At 35.8% G+C, this 24,254-nt stretch carries 20 protein-coding genes and 1 rRNA gene; 10 read left to right on the top strand and 11 right to left on the bottom strand.

What is annotated here, in order from left to right:
- The first annotated feature begins 168 nt into the window (after nucleotides 1-168).
- Complete coding sequence (gene yyaC / locus SM124_RS07830) at nucleotides 169-798, top strand: spore protease YyaC (RefSeq protein ID WP_322445964.1); 630 nt, start codon at nucleotides 169-171, stop codon at nucleotides 796-798.
- A gap of 196 nt (nucleotides 799-994) precedes the next feature.
- Here yyaC and SM124_RS07825 read toward each other — a convergent pair whose 3' ends face one another.
- From SM124_RS07825 to rpmH, 11 genes are all read right to left on the bottom strand, one after another.
- Nucleotides 995-1,711, bottom strand: a complete 717-nt coding sequence (locus SM124_RS07825; RefSeq protein WP_322445963.1) for a DUF554 domain-containing protein — start codon at nucleotides 1,709-1,711, stop codon at nucleotides 995-997.
- 372 nt (nucleotides 1,712-2,083) lie between these two features.
- The gene (locus SM124_RS07820) at nucleotides 2,084-2,938 is read right to left on the bottom strand and encodes a ParB/RepB/Spo0J family partition protein (protein ID WP_322445962.1); all 855 of its coding nucleotides are present in this window, start codon (nucleotides 2,936-2,938) and stop codon (nucleotides 2,084-2,086) included.
- Nucleotides 2,931-3,692, bottom strand: a complete 762-nt coding sequence (locus tag SM124_RS07815; RefSeq protein WP_322445961.1) for a ParA family protein — start codon at nucleotides 3,690-3,692, stop codon at nucleotides 2,931-2,933. Before SM124_RS07815 ends, SM124_RS07820 begins: the two co-directional genes overlap by 8 nt.
- A 422-nt stretch (nucleotides 3,693-4,114) precedes the next feature.
- Entirely contained in the window at nucleotides 4,115-4,990 is an 876-nt protein-coding gene (gene noc / locus SM124_RS07810; protein ID WP_322445960.1) for a nucleoid occlusion protein, read from the bottom strand.
- A gap of 266 nt (nucleotides 4,991-5,256) precedes the next feature.
- Entirely contained in the window at nucleotides 5,257-5,973 is a 717-nt protein-coding gene (gene rsmG / locus SM124_RS07805) for a 16S rRNA (guanine(527)-N(7))-methyltransferase RsmG (protein WP_322445959.1), read from the bottom strand.
- Nucleotides 5,974-6,046: 73 nt separating this feature from the next.
- Complete coding sequence (mnmG, locus tag SM124_RS07800; protein WP_322445958.1) at nucleotides 6,047-7,936, bottom strand: tRNA uridine-5-carboxymethylaminomethyl(34) synthesis enzyme MnmG; 1,890 nt, start codon at nucleotides 7,934-7,936, stop codon at nucleotides 6,047-6,049.
- Between the two features lie 60 nt (nucleotides 7,937-7,996).
- The gene (gene mnmE, locus SM124_RS07795; RefSeq protein ID WP_322445957.1) at nucleotides 7,997-9,382 is read right to left on the bottom strand and encodes a tRNA uridine-5-carboxymethylaminomethyl(34) synthesis GTPase MnmE; all 1,386 of its coding nucleotides are present in this window, start codon (nucleotides 9,380-9,382) and stop codon (nucleotides 7,997-7,999) included.
- 332 nt (nucleotides 9,383-9,714) lie between these two features.
- Nucleotides 9,715-10,332, bottom strand: a complete 618-nt coding sequence (gene jag, locus SM124_RS07790) for an RNA-binding cell elongation regulator Jag/EloR (RefSeq protein ID WP_322445956.1) — start codon at nucleotides 10,330-10,332, stop codon at nucleotides 9,715-9,717.
- A complete protein-coding gene (gene spoIIIJ / locus SM124_RS07785; RefSeq protein WP_322445955.1) occupies nucleotides 10,329-11,105 on the bottom strand; it encodes a YidC family membrane integrase SpoIIIJ in 777 nt (258 codons plus the stop codon). Before spoIIIJ ends, jag begins: the two co-directional genes overlap by 4 nt.
- Nucleotides 11,106-11,505: 400 nt before the next feature.
- Entirely contained in the window at nucleotides 11,506-11,847 is a 342-nt protein-coding gene (gene rnpA, locus SM124_RS07780) for a ribonuclease P protein component (protein WP_322445954.1), read from the bottom strand.
- 147 nt (nucleotides 11,848-11,994) lie between these two features.
- Nucleotides 11,995-12,129: a 50S ribosomal protein L34 gene (gene rpmH, locus SM124_RS07775; protein ID WP_322445953.1), complete on the bottom strand. Its 135-nt coding sequence runs from the start codon at nucleotides 12,127-12,129 to the stop codon at nucleotides 11,995-11,997.
- A 1,024-nt stretch (nucleotides 12,130-13,153) separates the two neighbouring features.
- Here rpmH and dnaA point away from each other — a divergent pair.
- The 9 genes from dnaA to SM124_RS07730 all read left to right on the top strand — a co-directional run.
- Complete coding sequence (gene dnaA, locus SM124_RS07770; RefSeq protein ID WP_322445952.1) at nucleotides 13,154-14,500, top strand: chromosomal replication initiator protein DnaA; 1,347 nt, start codon at nucleotides 13,154-13,156, stop codon at nucleotides 14,498-14,500.
- A gap of 229 nt (nucleotides 14,501-14,729) precedes the next feature.
- Nucleotides 14,730-15,866, top strand: a complete 1,137-nt coding sequence (dnaN, locus tag SM124_RS07765) for a DNA polymerase III subunit beta (RefSeq protein WP_322445951.1) — start codon at nucleotides 14,730-14,732, stop codon at nucleotides 15,864-15,866.
- A gap of 309 nt (nucleotides 15,867-16,175) precedes the next feature.
- Complete coding sequence (yaaA, locus tag SM124_RS07760) at nucleotides 16,176-16,391, top strand: S4 domain-containing protein YaaA (protein ID WP_322445950.1); 216 nt, start codon at nucleotides 16,176-16,178, stop codon at nucleotides 16,389-16,391.
- Nucleotides 16,392-16,409: 18 nt separating this feature from the next.
- A complete protein-coding gene (recF, locus tag SM124_RS07755) occupies nucleotides 16,410-17,528 on the top strand; it encodes a DNA replication/repair protein RecF (RefSeq protein ID WP_322445949.1) in 1,119 nt (372 codons plus the stop codon).
- A gap of 11 nt (nucleotides 17,529-17,539) precedes the next feature.
- Complete coding sequence (remB, locus tag SM124_RS07750; RefSeq protein ID WP_322445948.1) at nucleotides 17,540-17,800, top strand: extracellular matrix regulator RemB; 261 nt, start codon at nucleotides 17,540-17,542, stop codon at nucleotides 17,798-17,800.
- A 114-nt stretch (nucleotides 17,801-17,914) separates the two neighbouring features.
- Nucleotides 17,915-19,843 (top strand): DNA topoisomerase (ATP-hydrolyzing) subunit B, encoded by a 1,929-nt coding sequence (gyrB, locus tag SM124_RS07745; RefSeq protein ID WP_407691384.1) that lies wholly within the window; start codon nucleotides 17,915-17,917, stop codon nucleotides 19,841-19,843.
- Nucleotides 19,844-19,978: 135 nt separating this feature from the next.
- Entirely contained in the window at nucleotides 19,979-22,504 is a 2,526-nt protein-coding gene (gene gyrA, locus SM124_RS07740; protein ID WP_322445947.1) for a DNA gyrase subunit A, read from the top strand.
- 103 nt (nucleotides 22,505-22,607) lie between these two features.
- Nucleotides 22,608-23,696: an HD-GYP domain-containing protein gene (locus SM124_RS07735; protein ID WP_322445946.1), complete on the top strand. Its 1,089-nt coding sequence runs from the start codon at nucleotides 22,608-22,610 to the stop codon at nucleotides 23,694-23,696.
- Nucleotides 23,697-23,944: 248 nt separating this feature from the next.
- Nucleotides 23,945-24,254 (top strand): 16S ribosomal RNA (locus SM124_RS07730); the annotation flags it as partial.

Below are 24,254 nucleotides of genomic sequence, written 5' to 3'. Positions count from 1 at the left end.
CAGCTTTGAAGTGTAAAAAAGATGAACGTTCTCCACTCGTGACTATTTAACTATGTTTAATAGGACATACTCCTTTTGACCCTTGTTTCCCTTTTTCATCTAACAGTTATGTATACATTGCAAATTTTTTCCGTATACTGATACTACTAAATTTAAGGAGTGGACCCAATGAATCTAAAAACTAGCTTGTTCGATAAAAGAGGTGGAGATGGGGCAAGGATATTACATGATGAACCGAGAGCTTCTCATAAGCTTGCAGTCGAACTAATTTCCTTAATGCCGGTTAGTTTAACGAACCGTCCAGTTGTCTTTGTTTGTATTGGGACCGACCGTTCAACAGGAGATTCATTAGGGCCACTTGTTGGAACATTATTAAGTGAAAAAGTTATTTCTCCTTTCCATGTTTATGGGACACTTGAAGATCCTATTCATGCGGTGAATTTAGAAGAGAAATTAATTGAAATTAAAAAGAAGCATTTTAATCCTATTATTATAGGAATTGATGCCTGTCTTGGTCGACTCAAAAGTGTTGGTGTGATTCAAATAGGAGAAGGTCCTGTAAAGCCGGGAGCTGGAGTTAATAAAGATTTACCTCCAGTTGGAGACCTGCATATAACAGGGATTGTGAATGTTAGTGGTTTCATGGAGTTCTTTGTACTTCAAAATACGAGGCTAAATTTAGTGCTAAAAATGGCAAAAATGATTGCTGCGGGTATCCATGAAGCAAGCTTAACTTATCATCCAAGTAATTCTTGGTCAAACCTTAAAATGAATGTAGACCGTGAACAAACCACATGAGAAAAGCGCAGGCGCCTTGGTCAGCCCCGACAAGCAAATGTTCTTCCACCTAAAAGTCTGTTTTTTGACTTTTAGGATGGAAGGTTATTTGACTCGATGGGCTAGGCGCTGGAGCTAGATAGTTGTCTAACTTCAAAAGCTTATACTTTCTTAACTTTATAAAAAGAAAAGGGAAGTAAAAACTCCCTTTTCCTCTTTAGGCAAAGTATGGTTGAAAATAATACATGACCGTTACAATGATAGCAACTACTAATATACCAGGTAAAAGGTTGGCTACTCGAATCTTGGTTATCCCGGCTAAGTTTAGCCCAATAGCAAAGATCATGATTCCCCCAGTTGCTGTCATTTCAAGTATAAAACTATCTAATAAAGCTTGTGGAATAAGGTTATTTATTTGAGTAGCAAACAAGGCTATAGCACCTTGGTAAAGCATAACAGGAATAGCGGAGAACATTACACCAATTCCTAATGTCGTCGTTAAGATAAGGGCTGTGAAACCATCAATTATCGCTTTCGTATAAAGGACATCGTGATCTCCTCTAATCCCGCTATCGAGTGCGCCAATGATCGCCATTGCTCCAATAACAAAAATTAGAGTAGCTGTAACGAAACCTTGAGAAATACTCCCTTGTCCATTCGAACCTACTTTTTTCTCTAACCAATCACCTAAGTTATTTAGCTTTGCTTCTAAATCAAAATACTCCCCAATCACCGCTCCAAACACTAGGCTTAGAATGACGATAAGGAAGTTTTCACTTTTAATTCCCATCTGTAAACCTAGGACAATGACAGCTAATCCAATTCCATGCATAACTGTTCCTTTTATGCGTTCAGGAATACGTGTTAGTAATTTCCCTATTAATGTCCCTACGATAATCAATAATCCATTTACAATTGTCCCAAGTAAAAACATGATTATTCACCTTTTTTGTTTCGCTAAACGAAAGATTTTTTCTATTAATTTACCATGGATTTTACCATTTTAATAGATGTCTTTTTAATTATTGGTTAGTTTTTATTTTGCATTATTTTTTTAGGTTGGTTACATTGAAGTTAGTCCGTTGATTTCCGCTCCAGGCACCTGCTTTCCGGGGGGCGTTCGCCGACCCTCCTCGTCGCTTACGCTTCTGCGGGGTCTCGCCTGAAACGCTAATCCTCCAGGAGTCAAGTGCCTTCCGCTCCAATCAACTCAATGCTAAAATAAAGAATTAACTTTTTAATTAGAGTCTAAAAAAATAAACCATCAATAAGATGGCTAATTTTAAATAGTTGCTTGAGTTGGTACCTAAGACTCTTTAGACTCTAAAAGTTCTAAAATTCTTTCTAAGTCTTCATTTGAGAAGAATTCGATTTCTATTTTACCTTTGTTTTTGGTTTGTTTGATATTTACTGTTGTACCAAAACGTTCTCTTAAGAAGCCTTCTTGCTCACGGATAAATACATTTTTCTCTTGTTTAGGTTTCTTTGTTTCACGTGGAACATTTTCATTTAAGTGTTGAATAAGCTGTTCAAGTTGACGAACATTTAAGCCCTCTTTTATGGTCTTTTCAACTACACTTGATAGCAAGTCTTTTTTCCTTAATCCTAAAAGTGCTCGTCCATGGCCCATTGAAACCTTACCATCAGAGATTAATTGTTGGATTTTTGGTGGTAGAGAGAGTAAACGGACAATATTAGCAATATGAGGTCTACTTTTACCTAGACGCTTAGCTAATTGTTCTTGTGTTAAAGAAAGTTTCTCCATTAAAAGTTGATAAGCTGCCCCTTCTTCTATCGGGTTTAAATCCTCACGCTGTAAATTCTCTAGTACCGCTAATTCCATCATTTGTTGTTCGGATAATTCTCTTACCACTACAGGTACTGTTTCTAATTTTGCTTCTTTTGCTGCACGAAAACGTCTTTCCCCTACAACAATTTCGTAACCTTTAATACTTTTTCTAACAATGATAGGCTGCAAAATACCGTGTTCAATAATAGAATCTCTTAATTCAAGAATAGCTTCCTGGTCAAAAACCTTACGTGGTTGGTATGGATTTGGTCGTAATTCTTGAATTTTCACTTCTCTTACCGATTCTTCTTCTTTTGCTGGCTCAATATTTGTAAAAAAAGCATTCAAACCTTTTCCTAATCCTTTAGCCATTAGCAGACACTTCCTTTGCTAAATCTAAATAGACTTCAGCCCCTCTTGATTTCGGATCATAAATAATAATAGGTTGCCCATGGCTAGGAGCCTCACTAAGACGAATATTTCTTGGAATAACGGTTTGATATACTTTATCTTGGAAATATTTTTTTACTTCTTCAATTACCTGTAATCCGAGATTAGTTCTAGCATCTAACATCGTTAATAGAACACCCTCAATTTTAAGGTCATGATTTAAATGTTTTTGTACCAGCCTTACGGTATTTAGTAACTGACTTAACCCTTCTAAAGCATAATACTCACACTGAACTGGGATAATGACAGCATCAGAAGCAGTTAATGCATTCAATGTTAATAAGCCAAGTGAAGGTGGACAATCAATAATAATATAGTCGAATTCACTTTTCACTTCTTCTAAAGCACGTTTTAAACGAACTTCCCTTGAAATCGTTGGGACAAGTTCAATTTCAGCACCAGCAAGCTGGATAGTAGCCGGAATAGCATATAGGTTTTCTACTGATGTTGGTTTAATCACATATTTAGCTTCCACGTCATCAACCAAAACGTCGTAAATACATTGTTCAACATCCGCTTTTTCAAGTCCTACTCCACTTGTTGCGTTTCCTTGAGGATCCACATCTACTAGTAATACTTTTTTCCCTATGTATGCTAAGCAGGCGCCTAAGTTCACAGAAGTTGTCGTTTTACCGACTCCCCCTTTTTGATTTGCAATCGCGATAATTTTACCCACGATGTCACCTACTTTCATTTACGATAAAAAATTACCCTGTTTATCAGAGCTTGTACTTATCTATTCGTGAAATCCATGATACATATCGCTTGAAGAATTGATAGAAAGAATATTCTATCACCATCTTAATATGTAATTATGCCTCACAAAATCATTTTCTTGGACAAATTGAATGATGAAAACCTATCACCTAATAATAGACTAACAATCATGTAATCTATTTTAGCATGAAAAAGATTAGAGAATCAGTTTTTTTCTATAGGCTCTTTTAGTAAAGTTTGTTATTTAAGGGGAAGTTGCTTTTTATTAGACCAAGAATTTCTTGTCTTAAGCACCTTACTATGCTGCGAATTTTCCATTTTTGAACAAAAAAATATGAGAAACTAAACATCGGTGTTTAATCTCTCATCTGAATGAAGTCATTATTTCTTTTTAGGTATTTTAATGGTGAATTGATAAAACTCATCAAATTCTTCTTCAGCCGTATCTAAGTTAATTCCACTATCCGATACCATGGATAACGATTGTCGGATCGTATTAACAGCAATACGCATATCCTTACTAAAAGCTTTTCTCTTTTGTTTAGGCTTGGCATTTTTTTCTTCAAGAAGCTTTACTACCCTATCCTCTGTTTGCTTTACATTTAAGTTTCTCTCGATAATCTCTTGTAATAACTTAATTTGTTTTTCAGCATCCTTTAGAGGAATAAGTGAACGTGCGTGACGTTCAGTAATAGTCTTATTTAACAATGCTTCTTGCACTTCTTCAGGCAGCTTTAATAAACGTAGCTTATTTGCTACTGTTGATTGCCCTTTACCTAGACGTTGGGCTAGAGCTTCTTGAGTTAAGTTATGTAGCTCTAATAATTTTCCATACGCTATGGCCTCTTCAATAGGAGAAAGTTCTTCCCGTTGTAAGTTTTCTATCAATGCTACAGAAGCGGTTTCTGTATCACTCATATTCTTTACTATTGCGGGTACTTCAGTCCAACCTAGCTTCTTCATTGCACGCCATCTACGTTCCCCTGCAATGATTTCAAACGTATCAGCTTGGAATTCCCTTACAACAATTGGCTGAATAATTCCATGTGTATGAATCGTTCTAGAAAGTTCCTCTATTTTATCCTCATCAAAAACCGTTCTTGGCTGAAAACGGTTAGGGACAATATTTTGAATAGGAATCTTCTTGATTTCTTCATTTGCCTCTGCACGAGTCAGATCAATTTGTTCTTCTATTTCAACTTGAGCTTGTTCTCCCTTTTCGCCTAGGCCAAAAAAGCGTGTGAAAGTTTGCTTCATCACCCTGCACCACCTTTACGAAACTCCCTAATATAGTATTCTCTATCAAATAATAATCTCCTGCACACGATACATCAAAAGACTTATGCCTTTGCACTGAGGCTTTTATGGATAAATTGAGCTTATTTTTAACATGAACAATAGAATATTTTATAACTAATATAAGAAACTTTTGATAAACCAATAAGCCTATTCTCGCATGTTTCTAGTTATTCGTAAATGACCTAACTAAGGATTTTGATAATGGCTTTATTTGTAAAGACCATTTACTCTATTGGAGTTTTATTTGGAGTCCCAGGTTTTCTTGGATATTTTTTAGGTGTAGGTTTTTCTTTTTTCACCAAAATAATATTTCTTTCACTTTCTTCAATCGGAAGAGTAAATGAAAAAATATTTTCTATCCTTCCTCCTAATACAGTAACCGCTTTTTTCGCGGAATCTAGTTCTTCATTAGCATGGGCAGCTTTCATAGCAATAAAGTTGCCTCCCACTTTTACTAATGGCATACATAATTCACTCAAAACACTCATCCTAGCAACAGCCCGAGCTGTTACAACATCATAAGTTTCACGATGCTCTTTATTTTGTCCGAATGTTTCTGCACGATCGTGGATGAAACGGACATTTTCTAATTGTAATTCTTTTGCTAAGTTATCTAAAAAGTGAATACGCTTATTTAAAGAATCAACAATCGTTATATGTAGATGAGGAAAAGCTATTTTTATGGGAATACTCGGAAACCCTGCACCCGCTCCAACATCGCATAAATGAATAGGATTATTAAAGTTAAAATAAAAGGAAGCTGAAATAGAATCATAGAAATGCTTTAAATACACTTCCGGCTTGTCCGTTATCGCCGTTAAGTTCATTTTTTCATTCCATTCAACTAGTGTTTTATAATACGTTTCATACTGTTCTAATTGTTTTGCGGTCAGGACGATTCCTTTTTCTTCAAGCATACTTGCAAATTGTTCCGTATTCATTAGTCCATCCTTCCTACAATCATATTACGTTTAGAAGGGAGAATCCCCTTCTAAACATACTTTTTAGTTAGACTTACTCGTTAGAAACACGTGCTATTTTACCTTGTTCAATATAAACAAGTAAGATAGATATATCAGCAGGATTTACTCCAGAAATTCTTGATGCCTGAGCAATCGAAAGCGGTCTAACTTGTTTAAGCTTTTGTCTCGCCTCAGACGCTAAACTTGAAATGGCATCATAATCAATATTATCTGGAATTTTTTTGTCTTCCATTTTCTTTAAACGATCCACTTGCTGTAATGATTTTTCAATATAGCCTTCATACTTAACCTGAATTTCTACTTGTTCTGTTACTTCAAAGTCTAAAGGTGTTTCACTTGGAACAATCATATGAATATGTTCGTATGTCATTTCAGGTCTTTTCAGTAGATCAGCTGCCTTAATTCCATCTTTTAACTCACTGCCGCCTTGATTCCTAATAATCTCTTGAACCTCTGGTGACGGCTTAATAATAATGGATTTTAAACGCTCTTTCTCTTTTTCAATTTCTTCCTTTTTAGCCAGAAATCTTTGATATCGATTTTCTTTTATTAATCCAACTTTATAACCGATCTCTGTTAAACGTAAATCGGCATTGTCATGTCTTAATAATAATCGGTATTCTGCACGGGATGTTAATAGACGATACGGCTCATTTGTTCCTTTAGTTACTAAGTCGTCAATTAATACTCCAATGTAAGCTTCTGATCGGCCTAAGATTACTTCTTCTCTACCTAAAGCTTTTCTTCCAGCATTTAAGCCTGCCATTAAACCTTGACCTGCCGCTTCCTCATAACCAGATGTTCCATTGATTTGTCCTGCTGTATATAAATTCTTAATCTTTTTCGTTTCCAGTGTTGGCCAAAGTTGAGTTGGTACAATGGAATCATACTCAATGGCATACCCAGGTCTCATCATTCTTACTTCTTCTAAACCTGGAATGGTTTTTAAAATTTGATGTTGAACATCCTCAGGTAAGCTAGTTGATAATCCTTGAACATATACTTCATGAGTATTTCTACCTTCTGGCTCCAAGAAGATTTGATGCCTTGGCTTATCGTTAAATCGAACCACTTTATCTTCAATAGATGGACAATAACGTGGACCTGTTCCTTTAATCATTCCTGAGTACATAGGAGATCGATGTAAGTTATTATCAATCAGTTGATGTGTGAGGTCGTTCGTATACGTTAACCAACAAGGAAGTTGATCCGTAATATACTTTGTTGTTTCATAAGAGAACGCTCTAGGAACATCATCCCCTGGTTGAATCTCTGTTTTACTATAGTCAATAGAGTTACTGTGAACTCTTGGAGGTGTTCCTGTTTTAAAGCGTACTAAATCAAAGCCTAGTTCTTCTAAATGCTCCGATAGCTTAATGGATGGCTGTTGATTATTCGGACCACTTGAATACTTAAGCTCACCTAAGATAATTTCTCCACGTAAGAAAGTTCCCGTCGTGATAACAACCGCTTTAGATGCATAGGTTGCTCCCGTTTGTGTTACAACACCCTTACATTCCCCATCTTCGACAATGAGTCGCTCAACCATTCCTTGTACAAGAGTTAGGTTCGGTTCATCTTCAAGTGTTTTCTTCAATTCATGTTGATAAGAAAACTTATCCGCTTGTGCTCTAAGTGCACGCACAGCTGGTCCTTTTCCTGTATTCAACATTCTCATTTGTATATGGGTTTTATCAATATTTTTACCCATTTCTCCGCCAAGTGCGTCGATTTCTCTTACAACGATTCCTTTAGCGGGTCCTCCCACTGAAGGGTTACAAGGCATAAAAGCAACCATATCCAAGTTAATCGTGATCATTAGTGTTTTGGCACCTTGACGAGCTGCAGCTAATCCTGCCTCACAGCCAGCGTGCCCAGCACCTATGACAATTACGTCATAGCTTCCAGCATCAAATTGCATTATGCTGCCTCCTTAATTATCTTCCGAACTATTAGTAGACCTAAGTGATATCATAAAAAATTATTTTCCTAAACAAAATTGAGAAAAAAGCTGATCAATCAAGCTTTCATGGACACTATCACCAATAATCTCTCCAAGTAGTTCCCATGTTCTCGTAAAGTCAATTTGCACAATATCTATTGGAACCCCGTTCTCAACCCCATTAATGGCTTCATCTATTGAGTTATATGCTTGGTTTAATAAAGCAATATGGCGGCTATTTGACACATATGTCATGTCGCCCGCTTCAATTGAACCGTCAAAAAATAAAGCAGCAATCGATTCTTCAAGCTCATCAATTCCAACATCCTCTAGAAGAGAAGTTGTTACTAGCTTATGGCCCTTCGTTAGTTCTCTCACTCGGTCCATATTAATTTTCTGTGGTAAATCTGTCTTATTCACGATGACAATAACATCCATGCCCTCAACCGCTTTAAAAATGTTCTCATCTTCAGCCGTTAGGTCATCAGAGTAATTTAAAACAAGTAAAATTAAATCTGCTTCTTTTAGAACTTGTCTTGATCGCTCAACACCAATTCTTTCAACGATGTCTTCCGTTTCCCGAATCCCTGCAGTATCTAATAATCGTAATGGAACACCACGAACATTTACGTACTCTTCAATTACATCCCTAGTAGTTCCTGGGATATCAGTTACAATGGCTTTATTTTCATGAACTAAGCTATTAAGTAGCGAAGATTTCCCTACATTCGGTCTACCTACAATGACTGTAGAAAGCCCTTCTCTTAAAATTTTACCTTGTTGAGAGGTTCTTAAGAGTTTTTCAATTTCGCTTCTTACATAAGAAGCTTTTTCTAATAGAAGATTGTGAGTCATCTCTTCTACATCATCATACTCTGGATAATCTATATTCACTTCAACATGTGCTAACGTTTCTAAGATTTCTTGTCTTAATCTTTGAATTAAGTTAGATAAACGGCCTTCCATTTGTCCAAGAGCTACGTTCATCGCTCGATCCGTTTTGGCACGGATTAAGTCCATAACCGCTTCTGCTTGAGATAAGTCAATCCGTCCATTTAAAAAGGCTCGTTTTGTAAACTCTCCTGGCTCTGCTAGTCTTGCACCTAAATTCAGAACTAGTTGCAATACTCGGTTAACAGATACAATCCCACCGTGACAGTTTATTTCAACAACATCCTCTTTTGTAAATGTTCTAGGTCCCTTCATAACAGAAACCATTACTTCTTCAGCCACTTCTTCCGTTTTGGGGTCCACTAATAACCCGTAATGGATCGTGTGCGATGCCACATCCTTTAATTCTTTACCACCTTTACCTTTAAAAAGGCGGTTTACAATTGGAATTGCATCATCTCCACTTAAACGAACAATGGCAATTGCCCCTTCCCCCATCGGAGTCGATATGGCAGCTATTGTGTCAAATTCCACGGTGTCACCTCTTTTCAAAAAAAATTCCCTACTATTAATTTATCCACAAGTTTTAAAGTCACTTAATTTTTTACTCAAAATATTAGAATAGCACAGGCTAATTTCTTAAAAAAGTATAAAGTCTTCTTTTTAGACAGTTATCCACACTAATAGTCATTATTATGCTCTATTTTAACTTATCCACATGTGAATAACAATAAATCTAGATGATTATTGGCTTTTTTTGTCTTGTTCCATAAGAAAAGCGCTAGACAGTTTTTTAACTTCAAAAAGCTTATACTTTCTTAAACTAAAAAAACCACCATCCAGAAATACTGAATGGTGGTTTTGAATTATCTATTAGGAGTAATGACAATATGTCTGTTTGGTTCTACTCCATCAGAATAGGTTTTGATTCGTTTGTTCTCCATTAGAGCTGTATGAATCACCTTACGCTCATATGAAGGCATAGGCTCTAGGGCGACTTTTTGACCAGTCCTTAAAGACTTCAGTGCTAATCGCTCAGCTAATTGAATCAAGGTATCATTTCGTCTTTTTCTGTAGTCTTCCGCATCAAGTAAAACATTTAAATATTGATCCGAGAAGCGGTTGATGACTAATTGAGTTAAATACTGCAACGAATTTAAAGTTTGTCCACGTTTTCCAATTAGTAAGGCGATTTTTTCACCTGACATAATGAACTGAACCTGTTTTCCTTCTTTTATTACTTCAATATCAATGGTTGCTCCCATTTTCTTGCTAACATCTAATAAGAATTGTTTTGCTTCTTCAATGGGGTCTATTTTAACCGTAACTTTTACAACAGCTAGACGAGATCCAAAGCCGAAAAACCCTTTTTTACCTTCATCAATGATAGTTACTTCTGTGCGGTCTTTTGTGGTGTTTAATTGAGCTAAAGCCGACTCTACTGCTGCCTCGACGGTTTGTCCTGTAGCAGTTACTTGTTTCACTTCTTGGCTCCTCCCGCATTTGCAGTTTCTTTAGCCTTTTTTAAATCTGGCCCTTTAATAAAATACGTTTGAACAATCATAAAGATATTACCTACAACCCAATATAAAGATAGAGCTGCTGGGAAGTTAACAGCGAAAACAACGATCATAACTGGCATAATCCAAAGCATCATTTGCATTTGAGGATTATTTTCTACACCTGCCATCATCATTTTTTGCTGAATAAATGTTGTTACACCTGCAATCAATGGTAAAAGGTATAGTGGATCTGGAGAACCTAGGTCAAACCATAGGAAATTGTGTTCAGCGATTTCAGTTGTACGAGAAATGGCATGGTAAAAACCAATCAGTATTGGCATTTGGACGATTAACGGGAAACATCCAGCTAAAGGATTTACTCCATGTTTTTGGAACAATGCCATTGTTTCTTGTTGAAGCTTTTGTTGTGTTTGTTGGTCTTTAGAGCTATATTTTTCTTTTAATTTTTGCATTTCTGGTTGTAAAGCTTGCATTGCTTTAGAACTTTTTGTTTGCTTAATCATTAATGGTAAAATGGCTAGTCGTATTAAAATCGTAACGAGAATAATGGAGACACCGAAATTCCCACCTGCAAGCTCTGCCGCTTTTACAATCAATAATGATAGCGGATACACAATATACTCATTCCAAAAACCTGTACTTTCAGCGGTAATTGGTTGGTTGTATTCCGTACACCCTGTCAAAAGAGCCATGATAAAAACCAAACCAATTGAAAGAAGTATTCTCTTTTTCAACCGTTATTTCCTCCTTAAATAAGAATGATCTTTTTAAGTTATTGCTGCTTTTACCGTTGCACACAAGTACACATTTATTTTGCAACAGAATCTATATGACAGCTTAAATTAAAGGAAATGGTGACATTTCAGTAACCAGGATCCTTTAACATAACTAACAAAAATAAAGCCTGTCCATCTTTTAAGAGACTTAAGGCTAGCATATAATTTAGACCTTAAAGAGTCCAAATGTATTGTAACATCTTTTTTACAATATGAATCGTAAAATCTCTAATAAGACACAATTAAAATATCGCCAAGTTTTGATATCGGGCCATATTTTATATCGATTTTTGTTCTAGAATTATCCGAATTTAAAAATCCCCACGAATTTTGCTAGGTTTATGGACCAGTTTTTAATCTACTTTTTCAACACCCTAGCGATCTTTAATACATGCATAAGACTTTTCTTTATTTCGTGAAAGTCCATATCAGCAGCTGGTTTTCTAGCAATGACTACATAATCATACTCATTACGTAGTTCTTCTTCTAATTCTAGAAATGCTTGTCGTATGTATCTCTTTATTTGAACTCGCTTTACCGCATTCCCTAATTTTTTACTTACAGAAAGGCCAATTCGGAAATGGCTTTGCTCTTCCTTCTTTAATAAGTAAACAACAAATTGTCGGTTGGCAAAGGATTTTCCCTTTTTAAAAGCTTCTTGAAAATCTTTATTCTTCTTTACTCTATTTTCTTTCTTCATTCATTTACACCTTCAATCATCCACTTGGATCTCTTCTCGGACTAGAATGATTCCTTCTGATAGAATTATCATCCACTTCTCACGCATCTATACATTAATTAACGAAAAGGCCAAAATGAGAAAAAAGACCACTGACTTTTCAGTGGCCTAAGCAGATAATACTTTTCTTCCTTTTTGACGACGACGAGCTAAAACTTTACGTCCGTTTGCAGAGCTCATACGACTACGGAATCCATGAACTTTACTTTTTTTACGTTTATTCGGTTGGTAAGTTCTTTTCATTATATGACACCTCCCTGAGGAATAGCTGTTAAAGACAGTCCTATCAATTATATAAAGGGTCACTAAAAAATGTCAACCTTAATTGTAAATTTACTTAAACAGCTGATTTTTAGTTAAAAAATTCTTACTCGATAGATTTTACTCGTTTTTCCTTCGTCTGTCACGAGAAAATTTATCCTATTAATAAAAAGATTAGTTGGATCTCTTTTCAGTAGGTGTTTACTAAGAGGTTTTGTTCATTTATTTTGCCCGTTACTTTCCGCTCCAGGCACTTGCTTTCCGCAGGGAGAGATGGGAGCCTCCTCGGCGTTACCGCCTGTGGGGTCTCCCATTCTCTCTATTCCTGCAGGAGTCAAGTGCCCTCCGCTTCAATCCACTCAGGTTATTAAAGTAGTAATCTTTATGGAAAATACCCTCTAGTATAACTATCTTATAAAAAAGTACCCGGAAACCTTTCGTTGACTAATTCCTCTAAGGTTAAATAGCAACCAACTACTTCCTCTTTAAACTTTTCCATTTTTGATGATTTGAAATCAACTTTTTCTCTGAAAACAAAAATCAAAATTCCTCGATAAGCTTTATAAAATTATTCTCACTAGAATAGCTTTTTTCAAATTACGACAGCTTGTGAATAACTTTTCGACAGTTTTTTTATTATCCACAGTACATATTGACAGCTTTTTCACACATTATTGTCTTGTGGACAATTTCCATGCACAGGATGGGTGTGTTGTGGATAAGATAAGAAAATCATTGCAACCATTAGTTTTATTTGATATTATTATTTTGTTTTCACTCTGGATAAATTATTGTGCATAACTATATTATCCACAGATTGTGGATATCTTGTGGACAGGTTATTCTCAGCCTTTGTAAAACGTTGTCCACAAGCAGTGGATATTGTCGAAACTCCACATTATTTCCTATAATATGTTTTTCCACATAAGTAGTTTCGTATATTTATAAATTCGGGGTTGTACAAGTTGTATAACTCGTTAAAAATAACAAAAAGGAGGGATATCTGTTGGAGAATATTGCGGATCTTTGGAATAATGCTCTTGCCACGATTGAAACAAAAATCAGTAAGCCTAGCTTCGATACTTGGCTGAAATCCACTAAAGCTCATTCACTTCAAGGGGACACTTTAACCGTAACGGCTCCTAATGAATTTGCACGAGATTGGCTAGAAGAGCGTTATTCTCAACTCATTTCCGGTATTCTTTATGAGATTACGGGAGAAGAGCTCGGGGTAAAATTTATCATTCCGCAAAATCAAAATGAAGAAGAAGTAAATTTGCCTGTTCCTCCAAAAAAGCCTAAAAGGGATGACGATCACCAAGAACTCCCTCTTAATATGCTTAACCCTAAATATACATTTGATACATTCGTTATCGGATCTGGGAATAGATTTGCCCATGCTGCATCTTTAGCTGTTGCAGAAGCTCCGGCTAAAGCTTATAACCCACTATTTATTTATGGGGGCGTAGGATTAGGGAAAACTCACTTAATGCACGCAATCGGACATTATGTACAAGATCATAATCCATCTGCTAAGGTCGTATACTTATCTTCAGAGAAATTTACAAACGAATTTATTAACTCTATTCGAGATAATAAAGCAGTAGATTTCCGCAATAAATATCGAAATGTGGATGTTTTATTAATTGATGATATTCAATTCCTAGCAGGAAAAGAACAAACTCAAGAGGAATTTTTCCATACATTTAATACCTTACACGAGGAAAGTAAACAAATTGTCATCTCCAGTGATCGACCACCTAAGGAAATACCGACTTTAGAGGATCGACTACGATCTAGGTTCGAATGGGGACTTATTACAGATATTACTCCTCCCGACCTTGAAACACGTATTGCTATTCTTAGAAAGAAAGCAAAAGCAGAGGGTTTAGATATACCAAACGAAGTAATGCTTTATATTGCTAACCAAATTGATTCCAATATTAGAGAATTAGAAGGTGCACTCATTCGTGTCGTTGCTTATTCTTCTCTTATCAATAAAGATATAAATGCTGATTTAGCAGCTGAGGCTTTGCGTGATATCATTCCAAGCTCCAAGCCGAAAGTAATTACGATTCATGAGATTCAAAGAGTAGTCGGGGAACACTTTAATATTAAACTTGAGGATTTTAAAGCAAAAAAACGCACAAAATCCGTTGCTTTCCCTCGTCAAATTGCTATGTATCTTTCTAGAGAACTAACGGACTTCTCTCTACCAAAGATTGGGGAAGAGTTCGGTGGACGTGACCATACAACGGTTATTCATGCTCATGAAAAAATTTCTAAACTCATTCAAACAGATCCTCAACTGCAAAAGCAGATGAAGGAACTCAATGAAATATTGAAAATATAGTTCCTTATTTTGTTAGGTTCTTTTTTTCCTTGCAATCGATAAGGTGAATAATGTGAATAACTTTACCCCGTTTACACACAGTCTGTCCACATGTGGATAGACTGTATTTACTTTGATAAAATAGAGTTATCCACATACTAACAGGCCCTACTATTACTTCTACTATTTTTTTAAAAAGAATTATATATAAAATATTTGAAAATATGCTTACGACGGAGGATTAAAATACATGAGATTTATTATCCAACGAGATCGTCTGGTTCAAAGTGTTCAAGACGTTATGAAAGCTGTAACTAGCCGTACAACGATTCCTATCTTAACGGGGATAAAAATTGTAGCAACGAATGAAGGTGTTACGTTCACTGGTAGTGATTCAGATATTTCAATTGAGTCATTTATTCCAGTTGAAGAGACTGGTGATGAAATTGTTGAAATCAAACAAACAGGTGCCATCGTTTTAACAGCAAAAGTGTTTAGTGAAATTGTTAGGAAATTACCTACAGATACAGTTGAAATTGAAGTACAAAACCATCTACAAACGGTAATTCGTTCAGGTAAATCTGAATTTAATCTAAATGGACTTGATGCAGAAGAGTATCCTCATTTACCTCAAATTGAAGAGGATAATGTTTTTAAAGTTCCTACTGACTTATTAAAAATGTTAATTCGTCAAACTGTCTTTGCAGTGTCCACCTCAGAAACACGCCCTGTGTTGACAGGTGTAAACTGGAAAGTAGAAAATAGCGAATTAATCTGTATTGCAACAGATAGTCACCGACTAGCATTAAGAAAAGCAAAAATCGAACACGAAGGTAATGTAAGCTACAATGTAGTTATTCCAGGAAAAAGTTTAAGTGAGTTAAGTAAAATTTTAGATGATAATAATGATCCAGTTGATATTGTAATCACTGAAAACCAAGTTTTATTTAAAGCAAAACATTTATTATTCTTCTCAAGATTACTAGAAGGAAATTATCCTGATACAACTAGATTGATTCCAGCAGAGAGCAAAACAGATGTCGTTCTAAATACAAAAGAATTTTTACACTCTATAGATCGTGCATCCCTATTAGCACGTGAAGGTAGAAATAACGTTGTTAAGTTCGCAACAATTGATGGTGGAACAATTGAACTCTCTTCTAATACTCCAGAGGTAGGTAAGGTTGTAGAGGAACTTCAAAGTGAATCAATAGAGGGTGAAGAACTGAAAATTTCTTTTAGTGCTAAATATGTAATGGATGCATTAAAAGCCTTAGAGGGAACAGAAATTAAAATCAGTTTTACAGGAGCTATGAGACCATTTATCATTAAACCGCTAAATGATGAGTCTATCCTTCAACTCATTTTACCTGTAAGAACATATTAAATTTATAGCTGCCAGCCTGAGCTGGTGGCTTTTCCTTTAGATAAACCTAATAAAAGACTTCAAGAATAACTATGGATACATCAAAAAGTTCAAATGACTCTGTTTATATAAAGAAAATGAGTGTAAAATTATATTTTTAGCTTTACTTTGTGTATAGAGAAATTATTTAGTAAAATAAGAGAATAGATTATTTCACATTACATCTTCTGCAAAGGCTAGTTTTACTTTATTAAAGTTTTAAAAAGGCCAATACAAACCGAAAGAAATGGGAAAAATAATCCCAAAAAACTGAAATGAGTGAAACCATCCATGAGAAACGAAGTAAAGATCGGTACAGAGTATATTACATTAGGTCAATTTTTAAAGTTGGCTGAAGTCATAGATACAGGCGGAATGGCTAAATGGTTTTTAGGTGAACATGATGTTTTCATCAACGGGGAGCAGGACCAAAGAAGAGGAAGAAAACTTAGAGACGGCGATCAAGTAGAAATTCCAGGATTCGGGTCTTTTGTTGTTACACAGTAGTATAAAGGACGTAATGCTATGTATATAGAGCGATTACTTTTAAAGAATTATCGTAATTATGATGACTTAGAAGTACAGTTTGAAAATAAAGTGAATGTGATTTTAGGAGAAAACGCTCAAGGAAAGACCAATGTAATGGAATCCATCTATGTTTTGGCAATGGCTAAATCTCACCGAACTTCAAATGATAAAGATCTTGTTCGCTGGGATGAGGAATATGCTAAAATAGAAGGTAGGGTAAAAAAAATACATGGTTCTTTGCCATTACAGTTAGTCATATCCAAAAAAGGTAAAAAGGCAAAGTGCAATCACATCGAACAGCAAAAGCTGAGTCAATATATAGGAAATATGAATGTTGTTATGTTCGCGCCTGAAGATCTCCATCTTGTGAAAGGGAGCCCTCAAGTAAGGCGTCGTTTTATTGATATGGAGATTGGCCAAGTCTCGGCCATCTATCTTCATGACATGAGTCAATATCAAAAAATTTTGCAGCAAAGAAATCATTATTTAAAGTTGTTGCAAACAAAAAAGCAAAAAGACGAAACCATGTTAGAGATACTAACGGAGCAATTTATTCAAATGGCTGTGAAAATTATTTCTAAGCGGTTTGAATTCCTTCACTTGCTTGAAAAATGGGCAATGCCTATACATCAAGGTATTTCTAGGGGCTTAGAAACATTAAAAATTGAGTACAAGCCATCAGTGGATGTATCAGAAGACCAAGACTTGTCGAAAATGATAGAAGTATTTCAGGATAAATTTGTTAAAATAAAGAATAGAGAAATTGATAGAGGGGTCACATTATTTGGCCCACATCGTGATGATCTTCTCTTTTTTGTGAATGGAAGAGATGTTCAAACATTTGGTTCTCAAGGACAACAGAGAACAACAGCTTTATCTGTCAAGTTAGCAGAAATAGAGTTAATACATTCAGAAATTGGGGAATATCCAATCTTACTTTTAGATGATGTTCTCTCTGAATTAGATGATTACCGCCAATCCCATCTTTTAAACACGATTCAAGGAAAAGTACAAACATTTGTAACTACGACCAGTGTGGATGGTATTGATCATCAAACTCTAAAAGAAGCGGCTGCTTACCAAGTTGAAGCTGGGAGCATGAAAAAAATCCAATGAGGTGAAAAAACATGTATGTCCATGTAGGTGAAGATATCCTCGTTCGAACAAAGGATATTATCGCAATTATTGATAAAGAAAGTGTAAACTCTTCACCTTTTGTCAAAGAGTTTCTAAATCACCATAGTCAGCATGTTTTTAATCTTTCAAAGGGATCTTTTAAATCAATTGTTGTTACAGAAGAAAAAATATATTACTCACCTTTAGCATCAGGAACATTGAAAAAACGATCTACAAAAATGCCTGCACATGAGGGATTAACATTTTTGTAGAGATTTTTAAAAATAGTGGTGCTTTTATATAAATGGTTACTCACGATTATTATTTTTGTTCACGATTATATTAGGGTAAGCATGGAAGTTAATTAGAAAGTGTAGGTGATTGTTATGGCAATGGAACAAAACGCTTTACAGGAACATTCCTATGATGAGAATCAGATACAGGTTTTAGAAGGTCTAGAAGCTGTTAGAAAGAGACCAGGAATGTACATTGGTTCCACAAGTGCTAAAGGACTCCACCATCTCGTTTGGGAAATCGTAGATAATAGTATCGATGAAGCATTAGCAGGATTCTGTTCGGAAATTATTGTTAAAATCGAAGAGGATAATAGCATCACGGTTATAGATAATGGCCGTGGGATCCCAGTTGGTATTCATGAGAAAATGGGTAGGCCAGCTGTAGAAGTCATTATGACTGTCCTTCATGCTGGTGGTAAATTCGGCGGTGGAGGCTACAAGGTTTCAGGTGGTCTTCATGGTGTAGGTGCTTCAGTTGTAAATGCACTATCAACCGTTCTAGAAGTATTTGTTCACCGTGACGGTAAAATTCACTATCAAAAGTTTGAAAGAGGTGTACCAGCAGCCGATCTAGAGATTATCGGGGAAACGGATCGTACAGGTACGACTATTCACTTTAAACCAGATGGAGAAATATTTACTGAAACATTAGAATACGATTATGAAACACTTGCTAATCGTATCCGTGAGCTAGCATTTTTAAATAAAGGCTTAAAAATCACGATTGAAGATATGCGTGTAGAAAATAAACGTAATGAATATCACTACGAGGGCGGAATTAAGTCGTACGTAGAGCATTTGAATCGATCTAGAGAAGTTCTACATGAAGAACCTATCTTTATTGAAGGTGAAAGAGAAGGAATTACGATAGAAGTATCTATTCAGTATAATGATAGCTATACAAGTAATATATACTCTTTCGCTAACAATATTCATACGTATGAAGGTGGAACTCACGAATCAGGCTTCAAAACAGCTCTTACAAGAGTGATAAATGATTATGCTAGGAAACAAGGACAAATTAAAGATGCCGATGCTAATCTTTCTGGTGATGACGTGCGTGAAGGTTTAACGGCGATCATTTCGATTAAGCATCCAGATCCTCAGTTTGAAGGTCAAACGAAAACGAAATTAGGAAACTCAGAAGCTAGAGCGGCAACTGATACGATTTTCTCTGAAGCTTTTGATAAGTTCCTTTTAGAAAACCCTACAGTAGCTAGAAAAATTGTAGAAAAAGGCTTGATGGCAGCAAGAGCTCGTTTAGCAGCTAAAAAGGCTCGTGAATTAACACGTCGTAAAAGTGCTTTAGAGGTATCCAGCTTACCAGGTAAGCTAGCCGATTGTTCATCAAAGGATCCTTCTATAAGTGAACTATATATCGTTGAGGGTGACTCAGCGGGTGGATCTGCGAAACAAGGGCGTGACCGACACTTCCAAGCTATCCTACCTTTAAGAGGTAAAATTCTTAACGTAGAAAAAGCTCGTTTAGATAAAATTCTTTCAAACAATGAAGTAAGAGCCATGATAACAGCGATTGGAACGGGTATTGGAGAAGACTTTGACATCTCTAAAGCTCGTTATCACAAAATCGTGATTATGACCGATGCGGATGTTGATGGTGCACATATTAGAACTCTTATTTTAACTTTCTTCTACCGTTATATGAGACAAATTTTAGAAGCTGGTTATATTTATATTGCTCAACCACCACTATACAAGGTTCAGCAAGGTAAACGTATAGAGTATGCTTATAACGATAAAGAATTAGAAAAGATTTTTGCCGAGTTACCAAGTCAACCGAAGCCAAATATTCAGCGCTACAAAGGGCTAGGTGAGATGAATCCGGAACAGCTATGGGAAACAACGATGGATCCATCTACTAGAACGATGCTTCAAGTAAGTCTTGAAGACGCTATTGAGGCAGATGAAACATTTGAAATGCTAATGGGCGATAAGGTAGAACCACGACGTAATTTCATAGAAGCAAATGCTGCTTACGTTAAAAATTTAGATATTTAATGATTAGGCTTGTAAAAGTAAGGATAGAGGGATAACCACTATCCTCCTTTTATCTTTTTGGCCTATTAATCAAACTCAAATAAACGTTAATTTTTATTATTCTAGTTGTTAGTTTTGCCTAAGGAGGTTTTAAAGATGGCTGAAACACCAAATCCCCAAGTGAAAGAAATAAATATTAGTCAGGAAATGAAGTCTTCTTTCCTAGACTATGCGATGAGTGTTATTGTCTCCCGTGCACTTCCAGATGTTCGTGATGGTTTAAAACCAGTTCACCGCCGTATTCTTTATGCTATGCATGATCTTGGAATCCATGCAGACAAGCCGTATAAAAAGTCAGCTCGTATCGTTGGAGATGTTATAGGTAAATACCATCCACACGGAGATTCAGCTGTATATGAAACAATGGTACGTATGGCGCAGGACTTTAACTATCGATATATGCTTGTTGATGGGCATGGGAACTTCGGATCGGTTGATGGTGATGCTGCAGCAGCAATGCGTTATACAGAATCACGTATGTCAAAAATATCGATGGAATTACTAAGAGATATTAATAAAGACACGATTGATTATCAAGATAACTATGACGGTGAGGAAAGAGAACCAGTTGTTCTACCTGCTAGATTTCCAAATCTTTTAGTGAATGGGACAACAGGTATCGCGGTTGGGATGGCTACCAATATTCCTCCTCATCAACTTGGAGAAGTTATTGACGGTGTATTAGCCATCAGTAAAGACCCTGAGTTAACAACACAAGAACTAATGGAAATTATCCCAGGTCCTGATTTTCCGACTGGGGGTATGATCCTTGGTAGAAGCGGAATTCGTAAAGCATATGAGACTGGTAGAGGCTCAATTACCATCCGTGCAAAGGTAGAAATTGAACAAAAAGCAAATGGAAAAGAAGTCATTATTGTCAATGAGTTACCATATCAAGTGAATAAGGCTAGGTTAATTGAAAAAATAGCTGAGTTAGCACGTGATAAAAAGATTGATGGAATTACAGATCTTCGTGATGAATCAGACCGTAAAGGGATGCGTATTGTCATTGAAGTTCGTAAAGATGCTAATGCCAATGTCCTTTTAAATAACTTATATAAACAAACTGCTCTACAAACAAGTTTTGGGATTAACACCCTTGCACTAGTTGATGGTCAACCTAAAGTATTAAGCCTTAAACAATGTTTAGTTCACTATTTAGACCATCAAAAAGTGGTAATCAGAAGAAGAACAGAATTTGAATTAAGAAAAGCGGAAGCTAGAGCTCATATTTTAGAAGGTTTACGTATTGCTCTTGATCACTTAGATGAAGTCATTAACTTGATTCGCAGCTCCCAAACAACGGACATGGCCCGTGAAGGCTTAATGACAAAGTTTAATCTGTCTGAAAAACAAGCTCAAGCAATTCTGGATATGCGTCTTCAACGTTTAACAGGTTTAGAACGTGAAAAAATTGAAGATGAATATCAAAGTCTTGTTCAATTAATCGCTGAATTAAAAGCCATCTTAGCTGATGAAGAAAAAGTTTTAGAAATTATTCGTGAAGAGCTTTCCGAAATTAAAGGCCGCTTTAACGATAAACGTAGAACAGAAATTGTGACGGGTGGTATAGAAAATATTGAAGATGAGGACTTAATTCCTCGTGAGAATATTGTTATCACATTAACACATAATGGTTACGTTAAACGCCTACCAGTATCTACTTACCGTGCGCAAAAACGTGGAGGTAGAGGCGTACAGGGAATGGGTACAAATGAAGATGACTTTGTAGAACATTTGATTACAACGTCCACACATGATACCATCCTCTTCTTTACGAACAAAGGTAAAGTATATAGAGCAAAAGGATACGAGATTCCTGAGTACTCAAGAACAGCTAAGGGTATTCCAATTATTAACCTTTTAGGAGTAGATAAAGGGGAATGGGTAAATGCCATTATTCCTGTTGTGGAATTTGTAGATGATTGGTTCCTATTCTTTACGACTAAACAAGGTGTTTCTAAGCGTTCACCACTTACTTCTTTTGCTAATATTAGAAATAATGGTCTAATTGCCCTTAACTTAAAAGAAGATGATGAACTAATCTCGGTTCGCTTAACAGATGGTAGTAAGGAAATCATTATTGGAACGAAGAATGGTATGTTAATTCGTTTCCCAGAAACCGATGTACGTTCAATGGGTAGAACAGCAACTGGTGTTAAAGGGATTACATTAGTACCTGAAGATGAAGTAATAGGAATGGAAGTATTAGAAGAAAATACGGAAATTCTAATTGTTACGAAAAAAGGCTATGGTAAACGAACACCTGCTGATGAATACCGAGTTCAAGGTAGAGGTGGTAAAGGAATTAAAACTTCTAATATCACTGACAAAAATGGGGATTTAGTTTCCATGAAAGCTGTAACGGGAGAAGAAGACCTTATGTTAATCACAACAGGTGGGGTTCTTATTCGAATGGCTGTGAATGATATCTCAACAATGGGTCGTAACACTCAAGGTGTTCGACTAATTCGATTAAATGAGAATACAGACGAGTATGTTGCAACAGTAGCGAAAGTCGAAAAAGAAGAAGAAAAAGATCATGAAGAATTACTAGATGATGAAAATTTAAATCAAGAACTAGAAGACACACCAACTGATATTGAAACTAGTGAAGACTAATGGAAAAAGGAACACAATAGTGTTCCTTTTTCCTATTTTTTTGATTTAAAATAATGTAAAATGGATATTAAGACCTACATTACATGTTTAGAGGTGTATCTTGGTGAGAGTGAAAGTAAAAGAGCTTCAAGAGGGTTGTATCATTTCAGAGGACATTTTTAGTCGAACGAACCGTCCTATTATCGCTAAAAGGTCTATTCTAACTAAAGATTTGCTTGAAATCTTAGAGGTGTTCCTCATTAATGATGTTGTTGTTGAAAAAACTCTTGTCAATGGGTCACCTTTTATTCCGGCAGAAATAATAGAAGATGAAACAAAAGGCAACCAAACCATCAATCAATCAGACGAGTTAACCTTTATAGATTTATTTCTTCAGGCAACTAAAGACTACAAAAGGGAATTTAAATCATGGCAATCAGGTTTGCCAGTTGATATATCAAAAATCAGAGCCTTAATACTCCCTTTGATTGAAAGAGTAGAAAGTAGTCCAGCAGAAATTTTTAATTTACACCATTTTTCGAATGAGGAAGAATATTTATATCAACATTCCATTGCTGTTGGTTTGATTAGTGGATTCATAGGAAGAAAATTAAACTATAATAAAGGTGATATTGTTCAGTTATCTTTAGCTGGTTGTTTATCGGACTGCGGAATGTCAAAAATTCCTGAAAGAGTTTTAGACAAACGAACAGCTTTAGCTTCTGAAGAGTTTGAAGAAGTAAAAAGACATTCAACTTATAGCTATAGAATGATCCAAAACTCTCCACTAGTAAGAGATAGTGTGAAGATATCTATTTTTCAGCATCATGAGAGGTTAGATGGCAGTGGTTATCCTATGGGAGAAAAAGGCCCTAAGATACACCCGTTTGCAAAAATTATTGCTTTAGCTGATACATTTCATGCTATGACTTCTGAACGTCATTATAGAAAAAAGCAATCTCCATTTAAGGTGTTAGAAATGATTACTCAAGATAATTTCGGAAAGTTTGATATTACCGCCATAAATGCCCTGCAGTCAGGGATCATGAATTTTTCAATAGGCAGTAAGGTGAAATTATCAAATGGTCAAATTGGTGAGATTCTATTTATAGAAGATAAATCTCCTACAAGGCCATTAGTGAAAATAATAGAAACTGAAGTAATTATTCATTTAGAAAAACAAAGGCAATTGTTTATAGAGGAAATAATGTAAAAGACTGATTATAAAATTTATCAGTCTTTTTTTATATAAACCGTTGTAATTAGTAAATATCATGCTATAATAGTTCAAGTCGACAATAGAAGATATATTAATAGAAAAAATCTTTTAAAAAGTGTTGACCATGTTAAGAAAAAATGATATATTATTAAAGTCGCCTTGAGCGATTGAGATGTTCTTTGAAAACTAAACAAATCATACGTCAACGTTTAATTTTATTTTTTAAGAGCTAATCTTACTCTTTATTGGAGAGTTTGATCCTGGCTCAGGACGAACGCTGGCGGCGTGCCTAATACATGCAAGTCGAGCGAAGTTTTAAAAGTTTGCTTTTGAAACTTAGCGGCGGACGGGTGAGTAACACGTGGGCAACCTGCCTATAAGACTGGGATAACTTCGGGAAACCGGAGCTAATACCGGATAATATGTTTCTTCTCATGAAGGAACATTGAAAGATGGCTTCGGCTATCACTTATAGATGGGCCCGCGGCGCATTAGCTAGTTGGTGAGGTAACGGCTCACCAAGGCGACGATGCGTAGCCGACCTGAGAGGGT

This window comes from Robertmurraya mangrovi (assembly GCF_034427655.1).
Classification (GTDB): domain Bacteria; phylum Bacillota; class Bacilli; order Bacillales; family Cytobacillaceae; genus Robertmurraya_A; species Robertmurraya_A mangrovi.
Note: the sequence above shows the minus strand (reverse complement) of the source record. Positions and strands in the feature narration are given on the sequence as shown.